16 protein-coding genes and 4 pseudogenes are annotated in these 21,876 nt (G+C 58.7%); 6 read left to right on the top strand and 14 right to left on the bottom strand.

Going from position 1 to position 21,876, the window contains the following annotated elements:
• The first annotated feature begins 8 nt into the window (after window positions 1–8).
• From rplI to JCM15831_RS08795, 3 genes are all read left to right on the top strand, one after another.
• Entirely contained in the window at window positions 9–587 is a 579-nt protein-coding gene (gene rplI / locus JCM15831_RS08805; protein ID WP_025823997.1) for a 50S ribosomal protein L9, read from the top strand.
• 140 nt (window positions 588–727) lie between these two features.
• Window positions 728–1,924 (top strand): SAM-dependent methyltransferase, encoded by a 1,197-nt coding sequence (locus JCM15831_RS08800; RefSeq protein WP_025823996.1) that lies wholly within the window; start codon window positions 728–730, stop codon window positions 1,922–1,924.
• Between the two features lie 115 nt (window positions 1,925–2,039).
• Entirely contained in the window at window positions 2,040–4,316 is a 2,277-nt protein-coding gene (locus JCM15831_RS08795) for a TonB-dependent receptor (RefSeq protein WP_232228080.1), read from the top strand.
• A 318-nt stretch (window positions 4,317–4,634) separates the two neighbouring features.
• Here the strand turns inward: JCM15831_RS08795 and JCM15831_RS17810 are convergent.
• From JCM15831_RS17810 to JCM15831_RS22660, 7 genes and pseudogenes are all read right to left on the bottom strand, one after another.
• A pseudogene (locus JCM15831_RS17810) lies at window positions 4,635–4,840 on the bottom strand (cold-shock protein).
• Between the two features lie 165 nt (window positions 4,841–5,005).
• The gene (gene rsmA / locus JCM15831_RS08785; protein WP_025823994.1) at window positions 5,006–5,824 is read right to left on the bottom strand and encodes a 16S rRNA (adenine(1518)-N(6)/adenine(1519)-N(6))-dimethyltransferase RsmA; all 819 of its coding nucleotides are present in this window, start codon (window positions 5,822–5,824) and stop codon (window positions 5,006–5,008) included.
• Window positions 5,821–7,218, bottom strand: a complete 1,398-nt coding sequence (locus JCM15831_RS17805; RefSeq protein ID WP_084490631.1) for a peptidylprolyl isomerase — start codon at window positions 7,216–7,218, stop codon at window positions 5,821–5,823. The genes rsmA and JCM15831_RS17805 overlap by 4 nt, the downstream gene beginning before the upstream one ends.
• A gap of 105 nt (window positions 7,219–7,323) precedes the next feature.
• A pseudogene (locus JCM15831_RS17800) lies at window positions 7,324–9,635 on the bottom strand (LPS-assembly protein LptD).
• Window positions 9,635–10,761: pseudogene (gene lptG, locus JCM15831_RS17795) on the bottom strand (LPS export ABC transporter permease LptG). The pseudogenes JCM15831_RS17800 and lptG overlap by 1 nt, the downstream one beginning before the upstream one ends.
• Before the next feature lie 54 nt (window positions 10,762–10,815).
• Window positions 10,816–11,886, bottom strand: a pseudogene (gene lptF / locus JCM15831_RS17790) (LPS export ABC transporter permease LptF); the annotation flags it as partial.
• A gap of 149 nt (window positions 11,887–12,035) precedes the next feature.
• Window positions 12,036–12,404, bottom strand: coding sequence for a hypothetical protein (locus JCM15831_RS22660; protein ID WP_232228079.1), 369 nt, complete (start codon window positions 12,402–12,404; stop codon window positions 12,036–12,038).
• A 376-nt stretch (window positions 12,405–12,780) separates the two neighbouring features.
• Between JCM15831_RS22660 and JCM15831_RS08755 the strand changes: the two genes are divergently transcribed.
• Together JCM15831_RS08755 and JCM15831_RS08750 are read left to right on the top strand one after the other, a co-directional pair.
• On the top strand, window positions 12,781–13,899 hold the full coding sequence (locus JCM15831_RS08755) for a DUF3142 domain-containing protein (RefSeq protein ID WP_051528409.1): 1,119 nt from the start codon (window positions 12,781–12,783) through the stop codon (window positions 13,897–13,899).
• Window positions 13,889–16,003 (top strand): hypothetical protein, encoded by a 2,115-nt coding sequence (locus JCM15831_RS08750; RefSeq protein WP_025823992.1) that lies wholly within the window; start codon window positions 13,889–13,891, stop codon window positions 16,001–16,003. The genes JCM15831_RS08755 and JCM15831_RS08750 overlap by 11 nt, the downstream gene beginning before the upstream one ends.
• Window positions 16,004–16,008: 5 nt before the next feature.
• Here JCM15831_RS08750 and ccmI read toward each other — a convergent pair whose 3' ends face one another.
• The 7 genes from ccmI to JCM15831_RS08715 are packed head-to-tail and all read right to left on the bottom strand — an operon-like array spanning window position 16,009 to window position 21,267.
• Window positions 16,009–16,782, bottom strand: coding sequence for a c-type cytochrome biogenesis protein CcmI (ccmI, locus tag JCM15831_RS17780; protein ID WP_084490630.1), 774 nt, complete (start codon window positions 16,780–16,782; stop codon window positions 16,009–16,011).
• On the bottom strand, window positions 16,779–17,252 hold the full coding sequence (locus JCM15831_RS08740) for a cytochrome c-type biogenesis protein (RefSeq protein WP_025823991.1): 474 nt from the start codon (window positions 17,250–17,252) through the stop codon (window positions 16,779–16,781). The genes ccmI and JCM15831_RS08740 overlap by 4 nt, the downstream gene beginning before the upstream one ends.
• Window positions 17,249–17,809, bottom strand: a complete 561-nt coding sequence (locus JCM15831_RS08735; RefSeq protein ID WP_025823990.1) for a redoxin family protein — start codon at window positions 17,807–17,809, stop codon at window positions 17,249–17,251. Before JCM15831_RS08735 ends, JCM15831_RS08740 begins: the two co-directional genes overlap by 4 nt.
• Window positions 17,806–19,791, bottom strand: coding sequence for a heme lyase CcmF/NrfE family subunit (locus JCM15831_RS08730; protein ID WP_198024286.1), 1,986 nt, complete (start codon window positions 19,789–19,791; stop codon window positions 17,806–17,808). The genes JCM15831_RS08735 and JCM15831_RS08730 overlap by 4 nt, the downstream gene beginning before the upstream one ends.
• The gene (gene ccmE, locus JCM15831_RS08725) at window positions 19,791–20,306 is read right to left on the bottom strand and encodes a cytochrome c maturation protein CcmE (protein WP_025823988.1); all 516 of its coding nucleotides are present in this window, start codon (window positions 20,304–20,306) and stop codon (window positions 19,791–19,793) included. The genes JCM15831_RS08730 and ccmE overlap by 1 nt, the downstream gene beginning before the upstream one ends.
• Window positions 20,307–20,341: 35 nt before the next feature.
• Window positions 20,342–20,494, bottom strand: a complete 153-nt coding sequence (gene ccmD, locus JCM15831_RS21485) for a heme exporter protein CcmD (protein ID WP_156938803.1) — start codon at window positions 20,492–20,494, stop codon at window positions 20,342–20,344.
• Window positions 20,491–21,267, bottom strand: coding sequence for a heme ABC transporter permease (locus JCM15831_RS08715; RefSeq protein ID WP_035774162.1), 777 nt, complete (start codon window positions 21,265–21,267; stop codon window positions 20,491–20,493). Before JCM15831_RS08715 ends, ccmD begins: the two co-directional genes overlap by 4 nt.
• A 175-nt stretch (window positions 21,268–21,442) precedes the next feature.
• On the opposite strand from JCM15831_RS08715, the gene JCM15831_RS08710 reads away from it, so the two are divergent.
• The gene (locus tag JCM15831_RS08710; RefSeq protein ID WP_025823986.1) at window positions 21,443–21,859 is read left to right on the top strand and encodes an EVE domain-containing protein; all 417 of its coding nucleotides are present in this window, start codon (window positions 21,443–21,445) and stop codon (window positions 21,857–21,859) included.
• The last annotated feature ends 17 nt before the right edge of the window (window positions 21,860–21,876 follow it).

Below are 21,876 nucleotides of genomic sequence, written 5' to 3'. Positions count from 1 at the left end.
AGACAGGCATGTCACAGACTGAAGTCATCCTGTTGCAGCGCGTTGAGCACCTGGGTCAGATGGGCGAAATCGTCCGCGTCAAGCCCGGCTACGCACGCAACTTCCTGCTGCCGCAGGGCAAGGCGCTCCGCGCCAACGCCCAGAACCGTCAGCGTTTTGAAACCGAGCGCGCGCAGCTTGAGGCCCAGAACCTCAAGCGTCGTGAAGAAGCCGAGCGTCTTGCCGAGCGTATGCATGGCCTGAGCGTCGTCATCATCCGTCAGGCTGGTGATAGCGGCAGCCTCTACGGTTCCGTCACCACGCGCGACATCTCGCTCGCCGTGACCGAAGCTGGCCTGACGGTCGGCCGCAACCAGGTCGTTCTGGTTGAGCCGATCAAGCTGCTCGGTCTGGTCGAAGCCCGCGTTGCACTGCACCCGGAAGTGTCGATCCCGGTCACAGTCAACGTTGCCCGTTCGGAAGAAGAAGCCGAGCGCCAGGCACGTGGCGAAGCCATTGTTGCTGAAGAGGACGAATACGTTCTCGAGACCGAAGTCGAAGGCGAAGACGCCGAGACCGAAGGTGAAGTTGAAGGCGCTGCCGTCTAATAAGACGGTAACAGCTTTGTGCTTCTGCGAAACCCGGCTGCCTCTGGCAGTCGGGTTTTGTGTTTTCGGGCCGTGTTGACGACCCGTTTTTTTGCTCGTTCACTTGCTCTGACTGTTGAAAGAAATGAGCGAGGACGACCATGAGTTTTCTGCTTGATCAGGTTCTGAAGCGTTTCATCGGTGCAGGAGCGCTCGACGTCATTCTTCCTGACGGCAGGAGACGGCGCTACCGGGGCAAGGCTCCCGGCCCGAAAGCAACCATCCATGTCAAAACCGAGAAGGCCCTAAGGGCGCTTCTGCTGAACTCTGGCCTCGCTTTTGGCGAAGGATGGATGGAGGGGGAGATCGTTGCGGTCGATTGCTCTCTGGAAGAGGTGCTGAGCGTTCTCATGCTCAATATCCACGACCAGAACCATTTCCTTAATCGTCTGGAAGAAAAGGCGCGGTTCTTCACACGCTTCTTCAGACAGTGGAATAATCAGCGCCGGTCACGGGCCAATGTCGCTCATCACTATGATCTCAACGGGGCGCTTTACGATCTCTTCCTCGATGAGGATCGTCAGTATTCCTGCGGCTATTTCACCTCGGACACTGTGACGCTCGAGGAGGCTCAGGAGGCCAAGAAAAAGCACATTGCGGCCAAGCTTCTTCTTGATCGTCCCGGGCTGGAGGTGCTGGACATCGGGTGTGGCTGGGGGGGAATGGCGCTGACATTGGCGCGCGATTACGGTGCGAAGGTGACGGGGATCACCCTCTCACGCGAGCAGCTACAGGTGGCGCAGGAGCGCGTGCGTGAAGCTGGGCTCGAAAGCCAGATTCAAATCCGCCTCATGGATTATCGCAGACTCACTCAAAAATTCGATCGTGTCGTTTCCGTTGGAATGTTCGAGCATGTCGGTATCGGTCAATACGATACCTATTTCCGCAAAGTCCGCGAGGTGCTCAGGTCTGATGGCGTTGCCATTATTCACTCGATCGGGCGCATGGATGGACCGGGTTCGACCAATCCATGGATCGACCGATACATCTTCCCCGGCGGTTACTCGCCAGCGCTGAGTGAAGTGATGCCGTCGGTTGAACGAGCAGGGCTCTGGGTCACTGATTGCGAAATTCTCAGGCTTCACTACGCCAAAACGCTCAAGCTCTGGCGTGATCGTTTTGACGATAATCGTGACAGGATTTGCGCGCTTTACGACGAGCGTTTCTGCCGCATGTTCGAGTTCTATCTCGTCGGTGCGGAGCTCTCTTTCCGCCTGCAAGGACACATGAATTTCCAGCTTCAGCTTGCGGCGGATATCGATGTTGTGCCGCTCACACGTGAGTACCTGCATCGATAATGAAAATCGTGTCATTGGGGTGAATTAACGTTGTCATCATACGTCATGAAGCGACTCCTCTCGAAAACGTGATTCTTCGTTTCATTGCGTCACGATCTGTGTCAGTCGTTGGCGAATGAGACACATTCTCAACAAAATGATGGCGGGGGCGAATTCGTCCCCCCGCCTGGTGCTCCTCGCTTCAGGGGTCGCGTCCCTCGCTCTGGTCGGCTGTCCCGGTGCGTTGGCCCAGCCTGGTCTGACAGAAACCGAAGGTATTGGCGGCAAGGGAGGGGCGCCTGCTGACACGGCAGGTCTCGCGCGTGATCGATCCGCACAAGGTCACGAACCCAAAGTCAAAAAGCATGACACGCGTAAGCTGCGAGGCAAGCACGAGGTGTTGAATGTTATTGGCGATCGTAATTCCTATGCCGCTCCAGACAGTGCGATTGGTGACAAGCGCGCCACGCCATTCCTGCAGCAGACTCAGACGACCAATGTCGTCACACATCAGACGCTCGCCGATTTCGCGCCGCAGACCATGGACGACATGGCGAAATACGTGCCCGGTATGGTCGTTGGAAACAACTTCGGTGGCACACAGGATTCACTGATCAAGCGCGGATTTGGCGCCAATGATGACGGCTCTATTCTCAGAGACGGAATCAGAATGCCTGTAGGCCGCAATTATCAGGGCGACACGACCGAGCGGGTTGAAGTCCTCAAAGGTCCGGCATCGTTATTCTATGGTATGCAGGAGCCGGGCGGCGTGATCAACGTCGTGACCAAAGCGCCGGATTTTCGGCGCTGGGGTGCCGGGTTCGGCACGAAGTGGAGCTCGCTCGGGGGCGGGCAGGGCCATATCGATTTCACCGGGCCGCTCGGTAAGGATTTTGCCTTCCGCGTGATCGGCAGTTTCCGAAATGAGAATTACTGGCGCAATTTTGGCGCGAACAAGCAGATCCTTGTCGCTCCGACCCTTGCCTGGCGCCATGATCGCTGGGACGGAACGCTGTCCTATGAATATGTCGATTATGACAATGTGCTCGACAGAGGGGCGTTTTTTGTCGGGAGCAATCCGGTTTCAGGCCCCCAGAAGCGTCTCGACGAGGCATGGACGGCGTCGTTTGGCACGCGTCATCTGATCGCTGCTCATCTTGGATATCGATTGACGGCCCATGATCGCCTCCGCTTGTCTGGTGGCTATAACTACGACGATTATCATGATCGGCAGGCTGACCCATCGAGCTACAACGTCCGTACCGGCGTGCTGACCCGTCGCTACCGCGAAAACAGCGGAACGATCCGGGCCAATGGGAGCGTGGCGCTCGACTATATCGGCACTCACGAACTTTGGCACATGAAGCACGAGCTGACGTCTGGCGCCGATTACGAAAACCGTAATCAGGATCAGGGGCTGTTTTACCAGTCACCCAACAGAGGCGGCTTCTACCCCGCTAATCCGGTTTACGGTACTCTGCGGCCTGTTGGACCGGTCAATCCGGCAAGCAGTAATCTTCAGCAGAACATCAATAGTGCATCTGGCTATCTCAAAGACAATATCCACCTGACGCATAATCTCATCGCGAGTGGCGGTATCCGCTATCAATGGTTCTCCATTCGTTACGGCAATGGTCTGCCCTTCATCAAGACGACGGATGCGGCCTACAGCAAACCGCTGCCCTTCGCCGCACTGGTCTGGCAGCCGTTCAAGACGATGTCGATTTACGGTGATTATTCGCAGTCTTTCGGCCCGAACCTTCTCTCGGCTGGCAGTGTTCTCCAGGGAGGGTACAAGCCGACGACGGGTCGTGAGTTTGAAGTCGGAGCGCGTTACGAGAACCACGGCCTGACGGCAGACATCGCCCTCTATCACATTCGCAAGAAGAATGTTCTTCAGACGGCTGGCCTGAACACGAGCGGCGATATTGTGCAGCGTCTGACAGGACTTGCCGGTTCAAGAGGGCTTGAGGCAAGCTTGACCGGCGCGCTGACCCGTCACTGGAGTGCGATCCTCTCCTATGCGTGGACGGATGCACGGACCCTGCGCGATACACCGGCGACCGAAGGTCATCAGCTGATCGGTGTACCCAAGAACAGCGGTAGTCTCTTCCTGACGTGGAATGGCGCGCTGCCTTGGTACAAAATCAGTATGCGGGCAGGTGGAGGCGTGCAGCTGGTTGGAACGCGCGCCGCGGCTCTCGACAACAGTTTTCAGGTTCCTGGTTATGGGACGGTCGACGCCTTTGCGTCGTGGAGTGTGCCGAAGCTCTTCTCTCGTCAGGTCAGCCTGCAACTCAATGCGGTCAATCTGTTGAACCAGGGATACATCATCACGCCGACTGGCGCGGCAGCCCGCAACAGCTGGGGGCAGGGTCGCACTTTCGCCGTATCGACGAATATTGCATTCTAGACTTTATTTTCGGGGAGGGTGCGAGAATGGGATGAGTGCGATTTGATCGTGCTCATTCCGGTCTGGCGTCGCTGGACACCGTAGAAAATTTTTGGAAATCTATCAGCAGCACAACTGCTGTCTTGTATCCGGGCGCCTGTAGGACTTGAAGCCCGACAGTGCCGAAAGCCTGAATTGTGGCCGCGAGAACGGAATAAATCCGTCTCAGTTGTCTGCCTTCAGGCTCGGATCGTGCTGAGAGCGCTTGAAGATACCAATCGGTATCGTGCCACGCTCCCGGCAGTCCTTTAGTCGTCCCCTCCAGAGGAGGGGGCGGCCTCAGCTCAGCTTGAGCGAGACTGCTGACGTCTTGCCATTGCGTCCGACTTCGGTGTCGTAGGAAAGCGCCTGGCCGTCGTTGAGGCTGGAAAGGTTGGCCTTCTCGACTGCGAGATGTGCACGAACACATCATCGCCACCGGCATCCGGCTTGATGAAGCCGAAGCCCTTGGTTGAGTTGAACCACTTGACGGTGCCTGTTGCCATAACAAGGCTCCTTGATAGTAAGACGGTCACGCAGAAGAATTTTGCGCGCAACATGCTTTTGCTGGGTTGATCGACGTGCCACATGCGCGTCTGACCCCGGGCAAAAGCACCCGCTTTGGTCCTGTATGGCGGTTTGTGCGACGCAGTGCAAGCGCCGGCGCAGAATTAGCGTTCTGGGCAGACCAGCCTGGCGAGGGTCGCAAACTCTTCGATCGACAGGGTCTCGGCGCGTCGTGTCGCCAGAATCCCCGCTTTTTCAAGCAAAGCTTCGCCACCGATGGGTCGCAAAGAGGCACGAAGCATTTTACGTCTCTGGCCGAAAGCGAGATGTGTGACGTGTTCCATAGCCTTGAAGAGCGCCGGTGAAGGCTGCTCGGCCTTGGGGATGAGGTCGACGACCGCGGATTCGACCTTGGGCGGAGGGGAGAAAGCGCCTGCAGGCACTTTCATCACAACAGTGCAGTCCGCGCACCATTGGGCCAGAACCCCGAGTCTCCCATAATGAGAACTGTCGGGAACCGCACAGATACGCTCTGCGACCTCAAGCTGGAACATGAGGGTCATACGTTCCCAGAGCGCGGCCTGACGCAGCCAGCCGACAAGGAGCGGCGTACCGACATTATAGGGAAGGTTGGCGACAACTTTGCGCGGAGCAGGGCAGAGGCCCGACGTGTCGATCGATGTGGCGTCCGCCTTGGTCAGAACAAGGCGTCCTGCGGCATGGGCCACAAGCTCGTCCAGCAGAGGCCATGCGCGTTGATCGATTTCAACAGCGTGAATTGCCTCAGCCTTCGTATCGAGCAGGGCGCGGGTAAGACCACCAGGCCCAGGTCCGATTTCAACGACGTGTCGTCCGGTCATGTCTCCAGCGAGCGCAGCGATCCGGGCGACGATGCCCGGATCGAGGAGAAAATGCTGACCGAAGGACTTCTTCGCATCGAGACCATGGATGCGAATGGCATCCTTGAGGCTTGGAAGGGTCATTTCTGGCCCGGTGCAGGCTTGCCGTGAGGTTTCTTCTCAGGAGCCCCGTCATCATCTGAAGCGTCGTCAGACTGCTTGGCCGCAGGTGCCGTCTTGTCGTCCTTGCGCATTTCGATAACCGAACGACGTTCCAGATCGCGTTCAAGCTGACGCGATGCCTGTTCGACGCGTTCGTTCATCAGGCTGTCCGCGATTTCGCTCGGGCTTTGCTGCGCAATGTTCTTCTGGCCTTTCGAGCAGACCATCAGAAGCGCAATGCCATCGGTCGATACAAGCGGGCGGCTGGAGCGCCCGATGGGCAGATCTGCAAGAACCTGACGCATCTGAGGGTTCAGACGTTCCAGAACGAGCTGACCACCAGGATCGGAAGGATGCTTTTCACCGAGCGAATGATTGAGCGCTTCCATCGCTTCACAGCCATGGACCGATTGTGCCGCAGCGGAAGCCTTCTGAAGAGTCAGCTTTTGCTGGTCCGTCGGGTTCTGGGGATTGAGCGCTGAGGCAAAGGGGAAGAAAGCCTGACGCACCGTGACCATGGTCACGTTCTGGTGCCCGATGGTCCGTTTGCCGTTGACGGTCACGATCACATAGCCACCGGCAACCTTGACCGGATTGGAGATGGCACCGATCGGCATCTGCTTGACGATATCGACAACAGGGGGGTCGAGACTGTCTTCCTGAACCCATCCCAGAGTACCGCCATCGAGGGCGGTCTGGGCTTGGGAGAACTGAGCCGCGACAATCGGGAAAGGCGCTCCGTTGCGGAGCTGGGTGATGATCGTCTTGGTGAAATCGAGTTCTGCTTCCGAGTGGCGTGGATCGGCGACCGGGACGAAGATCTCGCTGACGTTATACTGAGGGCGTCCCTCTTCGGCGCGAAGCGCTTCTTCACGCTGCGTAATCTCGCGGGCTGTAATTCGGCCACGCCCGGAGATCTCTTCACGCAGAACCTGCATCCAGCCGATCTGAACACGAATCTGGTCGATCAGCGTGGTGAGCGAAACACCATCCAGAGCGAGACGGTCACGCAGGGCATTTTTAGGCATGCCGTTGCGGGATTCGATGTTGTTGATCGCCTGGGCAATCTGAAGTGGCTCGACATTGATGTGGCGCTTCAGGATTTCCTGCGTCTTGATGCGTTCATCGGTGAGCTGACGGATGATCTGCGGGCGCAGGCGCTTCATCAGGTCCGGGCTGATATTCAGCCCGGTTGAAAGCGCGAAGAGCTTGCCGCGATTATCGACATCGCGCTCGGTCAGAACCTGCCCGTTGATCGTACCAAGAATGGCATCTTCAGGAGGGTTGGGGGCGTCGATGACTTTCCCCTGACCGGGATGGGCGCGCTGTGCGCGCTCATGATGGGAAGGGGCAGCCTGTGCTCCAAGCACAGGCAAAGCAACGAATGTCGCAAAGCGAGAAGCATCGCGCGCATCGAACGGGAGGCACCGCGCGGCGGGGCAGCCCGGAGGAAGGGGGCAGAAAAGCTCATAGCGCGTCCGTCAGCCATTGATTCCGAAGGTACCGATCGTCTTGAAGGTAAGGTTGAACAGCACGGTCGTATTCCGCTGCTGACCACCGATCGAGGTATATTGTTTGATGGCAAGGATGTCCAAACCGAAGCAGTCATTCGAGTAGCCGATATCGCCGCCAAGGCTGACAAACTCGCGTCGTGACAATGCGCGGCGCATAAAGGCCGACGCATGATACTGCTTGAAGGACGTGGAGACGCCAGCAGACACCTCGTTCGTCGGCTTCTCGTAGACATCCGTTGGGCCATTGAGACGATAGTTCGTCGCGTAGAAATAATAGGGTGTCACCGGTTCATAGATATACCCGGCATTGACGTGGAAGATCGGGACGCCAACGCTCAGGAGACCCTCGCCATATTCAAGCTTTTTGCGCCAGGGATCGTAGCGTCCGCGAGCAGTCAGATCGAGATAACGGTTTGGGCTCACGCGTACCCGAGCCACGGGCGAGGAAAGCGTATGAGAGAGGCCTGAATAAGCGATGCGGTTTTGAGTGACATGCTGCTGAATGCTCTCGCCCACCAGAAAGTCCACCACGTGACCGCGCCACGTCCAGTTGCCATGAACACCGATATTGGCGCGCAACCCGCCATCAAGACGGTCCGTGCCCGTATAGCGGTTTAGCGAGAAAAGCGTGCTGTCAGTGAACTCGTATTGCAGACTGTCTTCATTGGGGATCAGGCGTGTGGCGCTGTTACCCATATTCGGTGCTGCGATCGCCTGCACGATCGGCTCCAGCACCTGAGAACCGTGGCCATGTGCAAAGCTGCGCATGAAGGGCCAGTTCATTTTCAGCGCGACCGTAGGAAGAACCCACCCGGTCGTCTGCTTCGTGCCTGTGGTGTAATAAAGTGGCTGCTCGTAGAGGTGGCTCGCCTGGTAAACGGTCGCGTCAAGACGCGCTGTCAGTAGCCAGACCTGTCCCAGAACGTTGTGGAAGGGCCGGTTCCAGTTCATCTGGATCTGCCCGCGCTGATCCCGAACGCCCTCAGGACGATAGACATTGAAGTCGTTCGTATTGAGTGAGAAGGTGCCCCCCAGCGGGTCAGTCTCAGACTGGAAAGCGTAGTTGAAGCGCGGAAGAACGAAAGGCAGATTCGAGTTGCGGATGACGCCCTGATTTAACCCCTGATAGAACTGGCCATCGAGCGTGTATAGGAACCAACGCCAAAGCCTTCGAGAAATGCAGTCGACTGAAGGGTTTCGTTGCCGTAGCCGGTCACACGGTAGTCACGCATGTAATTCGCGGAAGAAGCGAGATTGATGCTTGCCCCTGTTCGCCAATGATCGTCCAGGTCAAATATGGCGTTGCCGCGGACATAGCCCTGAATGCCGTTATCGTTCGTGCCACTCACGTTATTTCCAAACGTGTTGACGTAACTGCCCTCTTTGTGAGTGCTGTAGGCGACCCCTCCGGTGAAATTAATTTTGCCGAAGTTCAGGTAATTTCGATATTGCCCGCTGATTTGCGGGCCCGTGCGGGTCGAGACCAGCCCCTGAACTGTCAGATCCTGTTGATCATCGATGGCCCAGAAGTAAGGGATGGTGAAATAGGTGCCGAGATACCGATCATGCGGATTGATTCCGGGCATGAGGAATCCGCTTTGCCGTTTGACACTTGGATCCGTCATCGAAAAAATCGGTAGATACATGATCGGAATGCCGAACATGTCGAGATAGGCGTGACTGAACTCGACGCGCTTATGCTCGGTATCCTGAGTCGCATTATACGCGCGTAGCTGCCAGAAAGGCGCGCGCGAGGGGTCTTTGGCGCAGATTTCGCAGGCCGTGTAGACGGCTTTCCCCATATCGTTGAGCTTGCCGTTGGTGCGCCGCATGCCGTTGGCAGCAAGTTTGGCGTTGTCTTCCATCTTGAGGAAGATCGCGCGCGCAACACCGTCATGCATGCCATTGCTGAGCTCGACAAAGCTCGCAAAGCTTGTGCTGCCATCGGGCTCGACCATGGCGACATGGCCCGTTGCCGTCATGACACCGGTATTGCGGTCAAACACGATCCTGTCGGCTCGAAGCGCGTGCTCGCCCTGCCAGACCTGCACATTGCCGGTCCAGGTTGCGACGCTGTCACGCGTATAACTCTCATGGTCCGCGAGATAAGTCACCGGATCGGACTGAGAAGAGGGCTTGCCGACGACAACCTTCGGGCCAGACTGACGTTGCATCGTAGCATAGGCTTCCGGAAGGAGGCCGAAGCTTGCGGTACCCGCCAGCATGGACGCCGCCAGCCAGGACTTGCGCCTGTGATGCGACACGCGCCGTTTCGACATCAACCATCCTCCAGATGCAGAAGCAAGGCCAGCGCGAGGCAGAGACCTGCGCCAGTCGGAGCCCATGCCGCCATGACCGGCGGTAGGGCACCAGATTCACCAAACTGCGCCGCCACCTTCGAGATGGTGAAAAGCGCAAACCCCGCAGCAATACCCGAGCCCAGCATACGAGCGACACCGCCACGACGCGAAGGACGCATCGAAAAGCCGGCCGAAACGAGCGCCATTGTACCGCATAGGATCGGAAGAGCTAACAGAGTCTGGAAGTGCAGTCGATGCCGGATGGAGGAAAAACCGGAACGTTCGAGGAGATGAATGAAGCCGGGTAACGTCCAGATCGAGAGCGTGTCAGGCGAGGCAAAGCTTTGTTCGACGCGTGTAAGGGAGAGATTGGTGGGCAACAGATAATCGCCGATATGAACAGGCAGATGATTGGGGCGAACCGTCGCGGCGTTCTCGAGCTTCCAGGCGCCTTCGATCAGTTCTCCGCGTGGTGCCTCGATACGGACGACAAGTTGGTCACGTTCATCAAGGCGAAAGATACTGATATCGTTGATGTGGAGGGTGCGGTCACGCAAGAGAACGCGGCGGGCATGCAGAATGGCCACGCGTTTGCTGCCCTCATTATCGTCGAGCTGCCGCAACCAGAGTGCTCCCCCATTGAGCGACAAAGGGCCGCCGCCTGTCTTGAGATAGGCTTCGTCCAGCAGTTCAGCCTTACGGAACATGTAGGAAGACAGGGGTGAAAGAGCCGTCGTACCGATAACACCCAGCAGAATGGCACAGGCAAGCGGAGCGGCCAGAAACTGCCATGCCGAGATGCCTGCGGCTCGGGCAACAATAAGCTCCGATGAACGGGTCAGGCGCCAGAAGCAGACGATACCTCCCAGCAAAATGCCGAATGGCATGATCATGATCATAAAAAGGGGACGTGCAGACCGGCAATCTCGGTGACGAGGCTCGTCGGGACATCCGGTTTTGTGGCGACGCGTCTCAGGAGATCGATGAAATCGAAGAGCGAAACCAGACCGGTCAACGCGGCGATCATCGCGAGAGCGAAGAGCGTGAAAAGTCTGGAAATATAGATCGAGAGCGTCACCGAGACGCCGGCAGAGCCGCCGCGCAAAAACGGCAGAGGATTACGCGCATGATTCTTCCTCCGCGCTGCTACGAGGCTTCTGGGCATAAAAAGCCACAAGGAACAGCCGATTGCCGGGAGAACGGCGGCTAACCAGAGTAGGGGGACGAGGCTGAGATTTCGGCCAGCCAAATTCTGGAGCATCAATGACAGCGCCATCAATCCGACAACCGAGAGAATAGCGGCAAGGGGGCGTTTGATAGTGCCATGACGCGAGAAAGCGCCACTGAGCACCGCGACCAGAGCAATCATACTGAAGGATAGTGTGGTTAGGGGCGAGGTCAGGCGGCGCCATCCTTCCACGGCAAACTTTCCCCAGTCGCGCTCCGAGACGTATCGGGGATCGGGATGAAAGAGTTCGGGAAGCGACATTTCAGAAGCATCGCGCACTTCTCTCTCAGCCTGTTTGCTGCTGGAGAGATCGATGGAGTTCCGCTCGAAGGTCAGGACATTGAGGCGGCCTGTATGGTGGTCGATTTCCTGACGTGATCCGTTGAACAGAATAACGCGTGGCTGGTTATCCACGACGATCATGCTGCCGCGCTCGGCGATGATTGTCGCGCGCGCCTCGGGAAGGCGGTCATCTTCGACAAAAACCCCGTGCATCTCGCCATCGCGGTCCCGCTTGCGCACATAGACGGTCATGTCTTTCGACAGCTGTGCAAAGACGCCGTCCTGCAGCAGGAAAGCCGCCATACGGTTGCGGATGTCGAACTCATAGCGCTTGAACGCATGGTACGAGACCGGGACCAGCCACAGGGTCAGGATGTAGCCCAGCACCGTGGTGGTCAGAGCGCAGATCATCGCAGGGCGTGCAAGCTGGAACGGTGAAAGTCCGGCCGCCTGCATGACTGTGAGCTCCCGATCGCCAGACATACGCTGATAGCCGAACAGGATGACAAGAAAGGTCGTGATTGGCAGGATGACCGCGAGAAAGGAGGGCACCATCAATGAGGTCAGCTGGATGAACACTCGGAGCGAAAGCCCGCGATCAACAACGAGCGATACAAAACGAAGCGACTGCATAAGCCAGATGAGGGCGATGGCGCCGCTTGTAATTCCGACCAGCCCGAGAAAAAGCTGACGTAGAATGTATCGTTCGCGCAGAAGCACAGAGGAAAAGCGTTGGGGGCGGGGACCTTAGCAGACATGAGTATTGCCCTTAGCGCTTCGCCGAACTTGTCGATAGCGGCAACTTGTTACGAATTCCGAAATTTCGCATCCCGTCCTGAGGTGGGCATGCCAGAACGACGCAGGAAGCGTCATTTGAGTCTCATTCTATCGCGGGTTGCGGAGCCAGCGATCTCCCGTATGGCGATTATGCGCCACAAAAAACCGAGCATCAAGCCGACGACCGCGCACATCCCGGTCCAGAATGAGGGGCGAAAAAGAAGGAGCGAGAGAGCCGGTGTCGCGACCAGTCCAACTACCGAGCTGAAAATTGTCTCGCGTCGTGTCGGGCCGAAATGGCGTTCGGCCTTGCAATTGGGACATTGCTCGTCCGTTCGTTGCATCTTGCTGCGGCAGACCGGGCAGAGAACGATCGTTTCCTGCGCAGGCGGACGAATCGCCGGGAGATAATTCCCGGTCAGGATGGATCGTTGCTGTGGCTTGGGGGAGAGACGCACCATAGAGTGCACATGCCGTGAAGCACGGGATCAGCGCAACATGAAAAGAGCCTGCGTATGACGAAGGTCCTTGGTCAGGAAGAAGGGCGAGGTGCGATTTTGCCTGCTTGCGTCAATCCGGCGTATCTTTCTCGAGATATGGGTAGAGTGCCGAATGGTCAGAGAGTATCTTCAGCAGAGGCGTATGAGGGCCTTGGTCCATTGGGCCACTGGTCGGCCTCTCTGTCGCTTTGCCCGTTGAGCCCTCGTGGTGCCCTCGCGGGTAATCGGGAATTAGCAGCGTGACTTTTCGGTCCGGTAAGCTTGTCCTTTCCGCGCTTCTCCTGATGATTGGTTGTGCGTCTCTGATTGCTGTCTTTCACAGGCATCATCCGTCATCTTGCCTTCAGATGCCTATATCTGGCAGCGCCAATGGACTCCCGGGGTGCTTCGCTCGATCGACCAATCGATGGAGACAGTTCGGTCATGGCATGTCCTGGCAGCGGAACGTGATCAGAACGGAGCCTGGCATCAGGCGCATCTTGACGCGGCGCGCGACGCGTTGCGCGGCCATGATGTCGTTGCGGTCTTCAGGTTGAGCGGCCGCACATCCACTCTGAACGCCTCAGAAGTGTTGAATCGCATCCGGGAAACCCTGTCCGCATGGCATGAAGAGGGCATTGAGATCAGGGAGATAGAAATCGATCATGATTGCCCAACGTCACGTCTGAGCGCTTACGCTGGCTTCCTTGACCAGATCCGTCATGGGCTTGACCCGCGTTACCGTTTGGCACTCACGGCTTTGCCCGCCTGGCTGGGATCACCCGATCTGCCTCGACTGCTCTCCATGACTGACGAGGCAGTTCTTCAGCTCCATGCTGTTCTGAACCCGATTGCCGGACTGTTCGATATCACCCAAGCGTTTAACGCAGCCCGCCGATTTGGTCAGATCGCGCCGAGGCCCTGGCGTATCGCCTTGCCCAGCTATGGCTCCCGCGTCGTCTGGGCCCCGGATGGCCGGATCGCAGTCGTCGAGAGCGAAGCTCCTCAGGGAGTAGCCGACGAGGCGGGACAGGAATTGGTGGCCGAACCCGTCAGGGTGGCGGCCTTCATGAATCGGGTCGAGGCCGATCCGCCACAAAGGCTGATCGGCTGGATCTGGTTCCGTTTGCCGGTGGCGACAGATCGACGCGCCTGGAGCCTGTCGAGCTGGCTCGCCGTCATGCGGCATGATGCTTTAAAAGAATCTGTCACTCCGATGACGCGTCCTGTTTCACAGGGGCTGGTGCATATTGTCGCTCGCAACACGGGAACGATTGACGCCATGATGCCTCTTGTCATTCATGTCGAGAGCACGTGTCGTGGCATCGGCGCGCAGATGCCTTATCGTCTTGAATATGACACGCAGGGCGCGGCGGTTCTCGTGCGCGCCAGAAAAGCGCTGCTCCCTGTCGGTCAGGAAATCGTTGCAGGCTGGTTGAGCTGCCAACAGGAGAAAGAGCCCGTTCATGTCCGATAACAGGTTTTGGTTGCCGATGGCGCAAGTGGCCCGCTCGGTTCGGGGGAAGAGAAGCCTCATCGTTGCTTTCTCAGCCCTGCCGATGGGCGTTGCTACCGTAATGGCCTGCGGTCCGTTCTTTCCGGAGCAGTTGCTGGATAATCGTGCCGCGACCCTGAAGCAGCTGCCTGTGTTTTCCTTCTCGCGTGAGGTGACGTCGCTTTTCCCCGCGTCACCTGCACCCAAGCCCAAAGAGCTGCTGTCAAAAGATGAGAGCAAGGCCAAGGCGTTGTACGCTCAGGGAGCTGAGGCTTACCGCAATCCGGCCAGTGCGGATCGAGGGCTGACGGCGTTCAAGGCCGTTCTGGCGCTATCAGATGAGGAAAACGCACGTCAGAAAATCGCAGCAGCTTTCATGGTTGGGAAGGCGCATGCGGCGATGGCGTTTCTGCCTGCCCACGATCCGGATCGCGAAATTGCCGACGCGACAAGCGCTTTCGCCCAGACCCGCTCCCTTGTTGCTCAGGGATGGCCGGACCCTGACGAATTGGGGCTTGCGTCCCTGGGGGAAGAAGCCCGGCTCCATCTCAGAGTCGGGCCAGGAATTTGTGGATGGAAAGAGCTGGTGGCGCATGCTGCCTGCGCGACAGAGCTGACGCCGCAGGCACTGCAAGCCGCCTTGTCGCTTTACGCGAGACAGGCGGCGGCAGAATCGACAAGCGGTGACGAGTCACTGCGTTTCCTGCTGGGCTGGGTCTCCGGTCAGGAGCGTCTCGTGACTGCCCTGAGTGAGGATCCTTTCTCACGTAAGCTGTTAAGCCTTTACACGCTGGCTTATGACGATGACGACGATCTCAGAAAAACGGCCCTCAAGGCTCTGGCAGGTGCCGCACGCAAGACCGGTTTAGCTCCCGGCGATAAAACCGAGCTTCTCGCTGTAGCGGCTTATCGACTGGGCCAGTTCGATCTGGCTCGTGATTTTGCGACGGGAAATTCGACACCTCTGGCGGCCTGGGTCCGGGCGAAGCTGGCCGTTGCCGCAAATGATTTGAACGGGGCAGCCTCCGCCTATGCTGAGGCGACAAAGGGGTTCCCGGTGCTCACCGAGAAGCTCGATCCAGAGATCGAAGCGCGTATCCGGGGCGAGCAAGGCGTTCTTGCCCTGTCTCGTGGTGAATTCGTTCAGGCTTTTTCCTACCTGTTCACGGCTGGAGAGAAAGCGGGGCCCGATAGTGGGGTCGCTTATGATGCGTCCTATGTCGCCGAGCGTGTGCTGACGACAGATGAGCTGAAAGCCTATGTTGATCGCCACATCCCGGCGAGCCCCAAGCCTCTCCCGCCAGAAGAAGGTGCGGACGCCCCTGCTGTCACCGTGGGGGACACCATCCGTTCGTTGCTTGCGCGGCGTCTTGTGCGTGATCAGCGGCTGGATCAGGCTCTGCCCTATTTCCCGGAAGCGGACGATCCGCGCTATGCGACATGGGAGAAGAAACATCTGATTCATCCCTTCCTTGCACGGGATCAGGTGCGGGCCTACGCCAAGGCACTTTCTGAGGCCCGCTCCCGCTGGACGGATGCTGGTCGGGCAGAAGCCTGGTTTGCAGCGGCCCGTCTCGTGCAGGAACACGGAATGGAAATCATGGGCAGCGAACAGGCACCCGATTTCACCGTGTTCGGGGGAAGCTTTGGGGTAGGTGCCGGTCAGGACCTGTCTGAAGAGGCACTCGCTTCAGCTGGGGAGGGAGCAGCAGAGGGTCGCAACCCGGCCGCAGCGTCGCGCGCATTCATCAGGCCCGAGGAGCGTGCCCGTTTCGCGCAGAGCACAGTCACTCCGGACAAGCGCTTTCATTATCGATGGGTTGCGGTCGAGTATGCCGTTAGCGCCGCAAATCTCTTGCCTGCACGGTCTCAGGCTTTCGCCGCTGTGCTGTGTCAGGCCGCAGGCTGGCAGACGGACCGTACGCAGGAACTCTACAAGCGCTATGTCGCGCAGGGAGCTCTTGTCCCGTTTGCCCGTCAATTTGGGCATGAGTGCAGCGTGACGCCGAGATTTGACGAGGCACAATTCTATACGCCGCGGCACTTCTGGTCGCGGATGAAAAACAAGATTCTCCGTCACCTTTGAGGGTATTAACGGACGTACTGAGGCGGGCGATAATCCATTCCTGCCTCAAGGCGTCTGATCGTGCTCCCCTGCGGCGATCCGCGCTTCGACCGCGAGACGCATGGGGCGTCGTTTGGCGCGTTATCGAGTGCCTTGCGATAAAGCGCGAGGCTTTCAGGCGAGATATGGCCGTCTCGCTGGCTCTGTAATTCCGCAATCTGTACGGCGAGTTCCGGGATGAACCGTGCAGCCAGCGCCTGTCGGTAGGCGCGCAGCGCCTCATCGGGACGGTTGAGCGATTCGTCGACCTGACCAAGAAGAACCGACTGGCGCACATAATCCGGATCTTCCGGTTTCATGTCGGCGACCTGCTTCGCGAGCTTCACAAAGAGCGCCTGCATCGCGGCAGGAACGGGCGTTACCGTCTCATGATGCGGCTGAGGAGGCAGGGAAGGGTGACCATTGATGAGATAAAGAGCGAACCCAAAGCCCGGTAGTGCCAGAAGCAGAACGAACAGACGGATTTTCTGGCTGTTCTGCTCGCCGAACGAGCGCTCCTTGATCTTGTCAGCTGTCAGAATGCGGCGTTGAATTTCAAGTTCTGCACGGCTGCGTTCCTCCGCACCCAGCAAGCCCTGCTCACAATCACGGTCGAGATCGCGGAGCTGATAGCGATAGAGACTCAACGCAGAAAGACGGGCGCTGACAGGAAGGCGAGCAGCGCTCCGACGCGTCAGAGTGAACCAGAGCAGAGGTGAGAGAATAAGGGCGGTCGAAACGCAGAAGCCGATCCAGTTCATTTGCGGCTTTCTCCTTCCCGCAGCAGAACGCCCAGCCGCTCGGCTTCGTCTCTGCTGAGAGGCTCTGTGCGGTTCGGTCGGCGCAGCATCATGACCGCGAGCATGATTCCGATCAGGACTGCTACGACAGGCATGGCCCAGAGCAGTAGGGTCGAGAGCGAGAGGCGGGGCTGCAACCGGATGAACTCGCCATAGCGCTGGGTCATCCAGACCATGATCTGCTGATCGCTTTCTCCCGAAGCCACGTGTTGTCGCACCACGTGGCGGAGATCGCGTGCCAGCGCTGCTGAACTGTCTTCGATCGATTCATTCTGACAGACCAGACACCGCAATTGTGCGCCAATGGCCGCCGCCCGTTTCTCCTGAACCGGGTTCGGGAGCATTTCTGAAGGGGAGTCGAGGCCGTAGGCGGGGAGCACACCAATCCCAACGGTAAGCATCAGGACGCTGAGGAGAACGAGGCGCTTCATCGCGTACCGGCCGCAATCGGTAAAACGTGCTGCTCGAACTGGGTTTCATCAAGCGCCGCCGTTCCATGCCAGGCAATCTGCCCGCCGGGCAGAACGAGGAAGCTCTCAGGAACGCCACTGACGCCCCAATCGATGGCGGTCATGCCGCTTTGATCGAGCGCCGTGCGGCGATAGGGCGAGCCGTCGCGGCTGACGAAGCGCCGTGCATCATCGGGCTTGTCTTTATAGGCGATGCCCCAAAGGGCGATGCGCTGGCTAATCACCCGCAGCGCAGCCATTTCTGCCACACAGGGAATGCACCAGGACGCAAAGAAATTGATTAACACCGGTTGGGTGGCCTGACGGAGCATCGAGGTGTCGAAGCCGTCGCCAAGTCCCGGGATTCCGGGAAGAACAAAATCAGGAATGGGACGCTCGTTTTTATCCAGACGAATGGCTCTGGGGTCGAAAGAGCCATCCTGCATCGCGGAAAGCATCTTCCAGCATCCAAATCCCGCCAGTCCGGCCCCCGCTATCGGCAGAGTCATGAGCGCTCTGCGTCTTGTCAAACCCGTCATGATCCTTCTCCGGCAACAGCTTGGCTCGGTTTTCTCGGCGCACCGAAACGATGCCGCCGATCGCTCAGAGACAACGCCCCGCCGAGCGCCATGACGACACCGCCTAGCCAGATCCAGGGGGCGAGCGGGTTGTTATGCAGGCGCAGCACATAGCGGGCGGACGACCCCTGCCCATGGCTTTCGCCAAGTGCTGCATAGAGGTCGCGCATCAGATTGGTGCGGATCGCCACATCGGTTGTGACCTGATGCTGACTTTCGAAGTCACGCCGCGAGGGGTGGAGCGTGGCGACCACCCGACCGTGTTTCGAGACGGACAGATCGGCGATGAGGGCTCGATAATTCGGACCGGCCTCCTGCCTGACCGAGAGGAGCGTCCAGTCGAGCGCACCCTGATGGATGGTTTCGCCAAGGCCGATTTCCACCACGTTGTGCTGTGCCTGAGACATGCCGGTGATGCCGAGCACGGTCACGCCGATCCCGATATGGGCAAGCGTGCTGCCCCAGACAGCGCGGGGCAGGCGGGGCAGGCGCTGGCGCAGGACATGCAGCCCCCCGCGAAGCCCCAGCTTTGACGCCAGATCGACAACACTGGCTGCAATGACCCAGAGTGCCGCCGCAGCGCAGAGAACGGGCAGGATCCCCTCCAGCAGGAAGCTCCCGCCGATGAGGGCAATCGCGGCAATGACACCCGCAATGCGCAGGCGTCGCAGGGCCGGAAGCAGATGGCCGCGCTTCCACGGCAGGAGCGTGCCCAGCCCCATCGCAGCCAGAAGCGGCAGGGCGAGCGGGATGGTTGTTGCGTCGAAGAAGGGTTTGCCGACGGAGAGCGTGCGACCGGTCAGGATCTGCATGAAAGGCGGATACATCGTACCGGTCACGACCACAGCGCAGAGCGCACAGAGCAGGATATTGTTCAGCACAAGCCCGCCCTCGCGCGAGACGGGCGCGAACAGCCCTCCTGCGCTCAGGCCCGGAGCACGCCAGGCGAACAGGGCAAGCGAGCCGCCAATGACGATTGCCAGAAGACCGAGGATGAACACGCCGCGTGCCGGATCGTTGGCAAAGGCATGAACCGAATTCAGGATGCCTGATCGCACCAGAAATGTGCCCGAAAGCGAGAACGAGAAACTGGCGATCGCCAGAAGTACAGTCCAGATGCGGAGCGCGTCGCGCTTTTCCACAACGATGGCCGAATGAACGAGCGCCGTTCCCGTCAGCCATGGGATGAGCGAGGCATTCTCTACGGGGTCCCAGAACCAGTATCCGCCCCATCCGAGCACATAATAGGACCACCAGGACCCCATGGCGATGCCGCAGGTCAGAAAGCACCAGGCAGCCACCGCCCATGGACGCACCCAACGCCCCCATGCGGCATCGACCCGACCTTCGATCAGCGCCGCCACGGCGAAGGCGAAAGGCACCGCAAATCCGACATAGCCCGTGTAGAGAACCGGGGGATGAAAGGCGAGGCCGGGATCCTGAAGCAGCGGGTTCATGCCCTGTCCGTCAGCCGGGGCAGGCCAGATCCGTGCGAACGGATTGGACGTCAGCAGGCAGAAAAGCTGAAACCCGGTCGAGACGCCGCCCAGTATCGCGAGGACGCGGGCCTTGAGGATCAGAGGGAGACCGCGACCGAGCAGGGCGACGGCACCGCCGCAAAGCGACAAAATGAGCGCCCAGAGCAGAACGGAGCCCTCATGATTGCCCCAGACGCCGGTGATCTTATAGAGGAGCGGTTTGCTGATTGCTGAGTTGGCCGCCACGTTCTGCACGGAGAAGTCATCTCCGACCGCGCAGGCGATCAGACTGACAAAGGCGTAGGACAGGGCGATAAACTGGGCGAAAGCCAGTCTGGAGGCCATGTCGAGCAGAAGGCGAATTCCCCGCGCCGCGCCCCAAAGCGGCAGGATGAATTGAGCCAATGCCAGAACGCAGGCGAAAGCGAGGGCATAATGCCCCTCTTCAGGTCCCAGAAAAAACATCAGCGATGCGCCTGAGCGTCGGTGTCATGACGCGCCATGCTGTCGAGACTTTCGGCTGACGGGGGCTTGCCGAAGCGAGGGTCCCATTTGCCGCTTTTACGAAGCGCATCGGCGACTTCTTTAGGCATATAGGTCTCGTCATGCTTGGCGAGTACTTCGGAAGCACTGAACGGGCTCCCTTTGAGGTAGGTGCCAAGGGCAACCACGCTTTGCCCTTCGCGGAACAGATCGGGCAGAATGCCTTCGTAGCGCACAGCGATGGCGGCCTGTCCGTCTGTGATGTCGAACTGATTGATTGGGGTCTGCCCCTCAAGGCTGCGTTTGAGCGAGCCCGCGACCACCATGCCACCAAGGCGAATGACGCGGTCCACAGCTGGAGGCTCGCGCAGGATCTGGGAAGGCGCCATGAAAAACACGATGCTGGAAGAAAATGCGTTCAGCACCAGCCCGCTGGCAACGGCAAAACAGGCGAGGCAACTCAGCACCAGCCACAGACGGCGGCTCTTGCGCGTCATGCGTCGCGGCGTGGATTTTGTCGAAAAAATCGTGCTCAAAGCGTGTCTTTCTGGCGGGCACTACGTGTTTCGAGCGCGGCGATCCGCGTTCTGGCACGGCGTAGCCTCAGGGCAAGCTGAAAGGCAAGAATGCCCGCGGCTCCGAGAACAGCGATGTAGGACGCAACGATATATGGAAGATGGCTCATGACAGGCCGTTCTGGGATCGAGCGCGCCTTGTCAGCATCTGCTCTGCGCGTGTTTCCAGGATGGCGGCTTGCAAGCGCCCGGTGACCAGCGCGGCAAAGCCGAGGGAAAAGCCAGTAAGGCAGATCGAAAGCGGCAGAAGCATTGATTCCGGCATGGTGGGGGCATGGGTCAGGGTGATGCTGTCGGGCTGATGAAGCGTATTCCACCAGTTGACGCTAAATTTGATGATCGGAAGATCGATGACCCCGGCGATGGCCAGAACGGCGGCAGCACGATAGCCGCGCTGCGGATCGTCGAAAGCCTGAATCAATGCGATATGACCCAGATAGAGAAAGAACAGCACCAGGACAGAGGTCAGTCGGGCATCCCAGACCCACCAGGCCCCCCACATGGGTTTGCCCCATAACGACCCGGTGACGAGGCATAACCCCGTGATGACGGCACCAACAGGTCCGATCTCCACGGCTGCCAGATCGGCCAGAGGGTGTTTCCAGACCAGCGAGAGCACGCCGCACAACGCGAGCGCCGCATAGCCGCCGGAGGCCAGCATCGCCATCGGTACATGGAGATACATAATGCGCACGGCGTCGCCCTGCTGCCAGTCTGCCGGTGAAAACCACAGCGCCCAGATCATGCCTATGGTGAGGAAAATTCCTGATGAGGCGCTCAGCAACGGAAAAAGCCAGTGCGCGAGGCGCAGAAAGCGACCCGGATTGGCGAAACGATGCAGGAAGGCACCTTTTACAGGCTGCCCCGGTAAGGTCTCGGGCATCGCTTTCGTCACTCTTGTCCTCTCTCCTGAAGCGTTCAGCCATGGTATAGCGCGGGAAAACGTCCATCCGATCAAGATTTTTGATGCGAACGCGTTCTGATAAGGCAAATGCAATCGGGTGGGGAAGATCGACACGGTGGTTTCTGACAGATTTTGTCAGTGAGGAAGGGTGGTCATGCAGTACTGGTTGATCAAGTCGGAGCCGGAAACGTTTTCATGGCAGCAGCAGGTCGAAAACGACGTCGAGCCCTGGACAGGCGTTCGCAATTACCAGGCCCGCAATAATCTCTCGGCCATGCGCTGCGGAGATCTGGCTTTTTTCTATCACTCGGTCTCGGACAAGGAGATTGTGGGGGTGGTCGAGGTCGTCCGCGAAGCCTATCCAGACCCGACCGCTGAGGGGAGCAAATGGGTCTGTGTGGATGTGGCTGCGCGTGGGGCTTTTGCCACTCCGGTCTCCCTCGCCATGATCAAGGCCGACCCGACACTCGTTGACATGGCTCTGCTGCGCCAGTCCCGCCTTTCGGTTGCGCCGGTCAAAGAGACGGAGTGGACGTATCTCTGCCAGCTGGGCCAATGGCAGAAACCCTGAAGTGACGAGCCGATCTG

Origin of the sequence: Asaia astilbis JCM 15831 (assembly GCF_000613845.1) — a bacterium.
Classification (GTDB): Bacteria; Pseudomonadota; Alphaproteobacteria; order Acetobacterales; family Acetobacteraceae; genus Asaia; species Asaia astilbis.
This window is presented reverse-complemented; position numbering and strand designations above follow the sequence as displayed.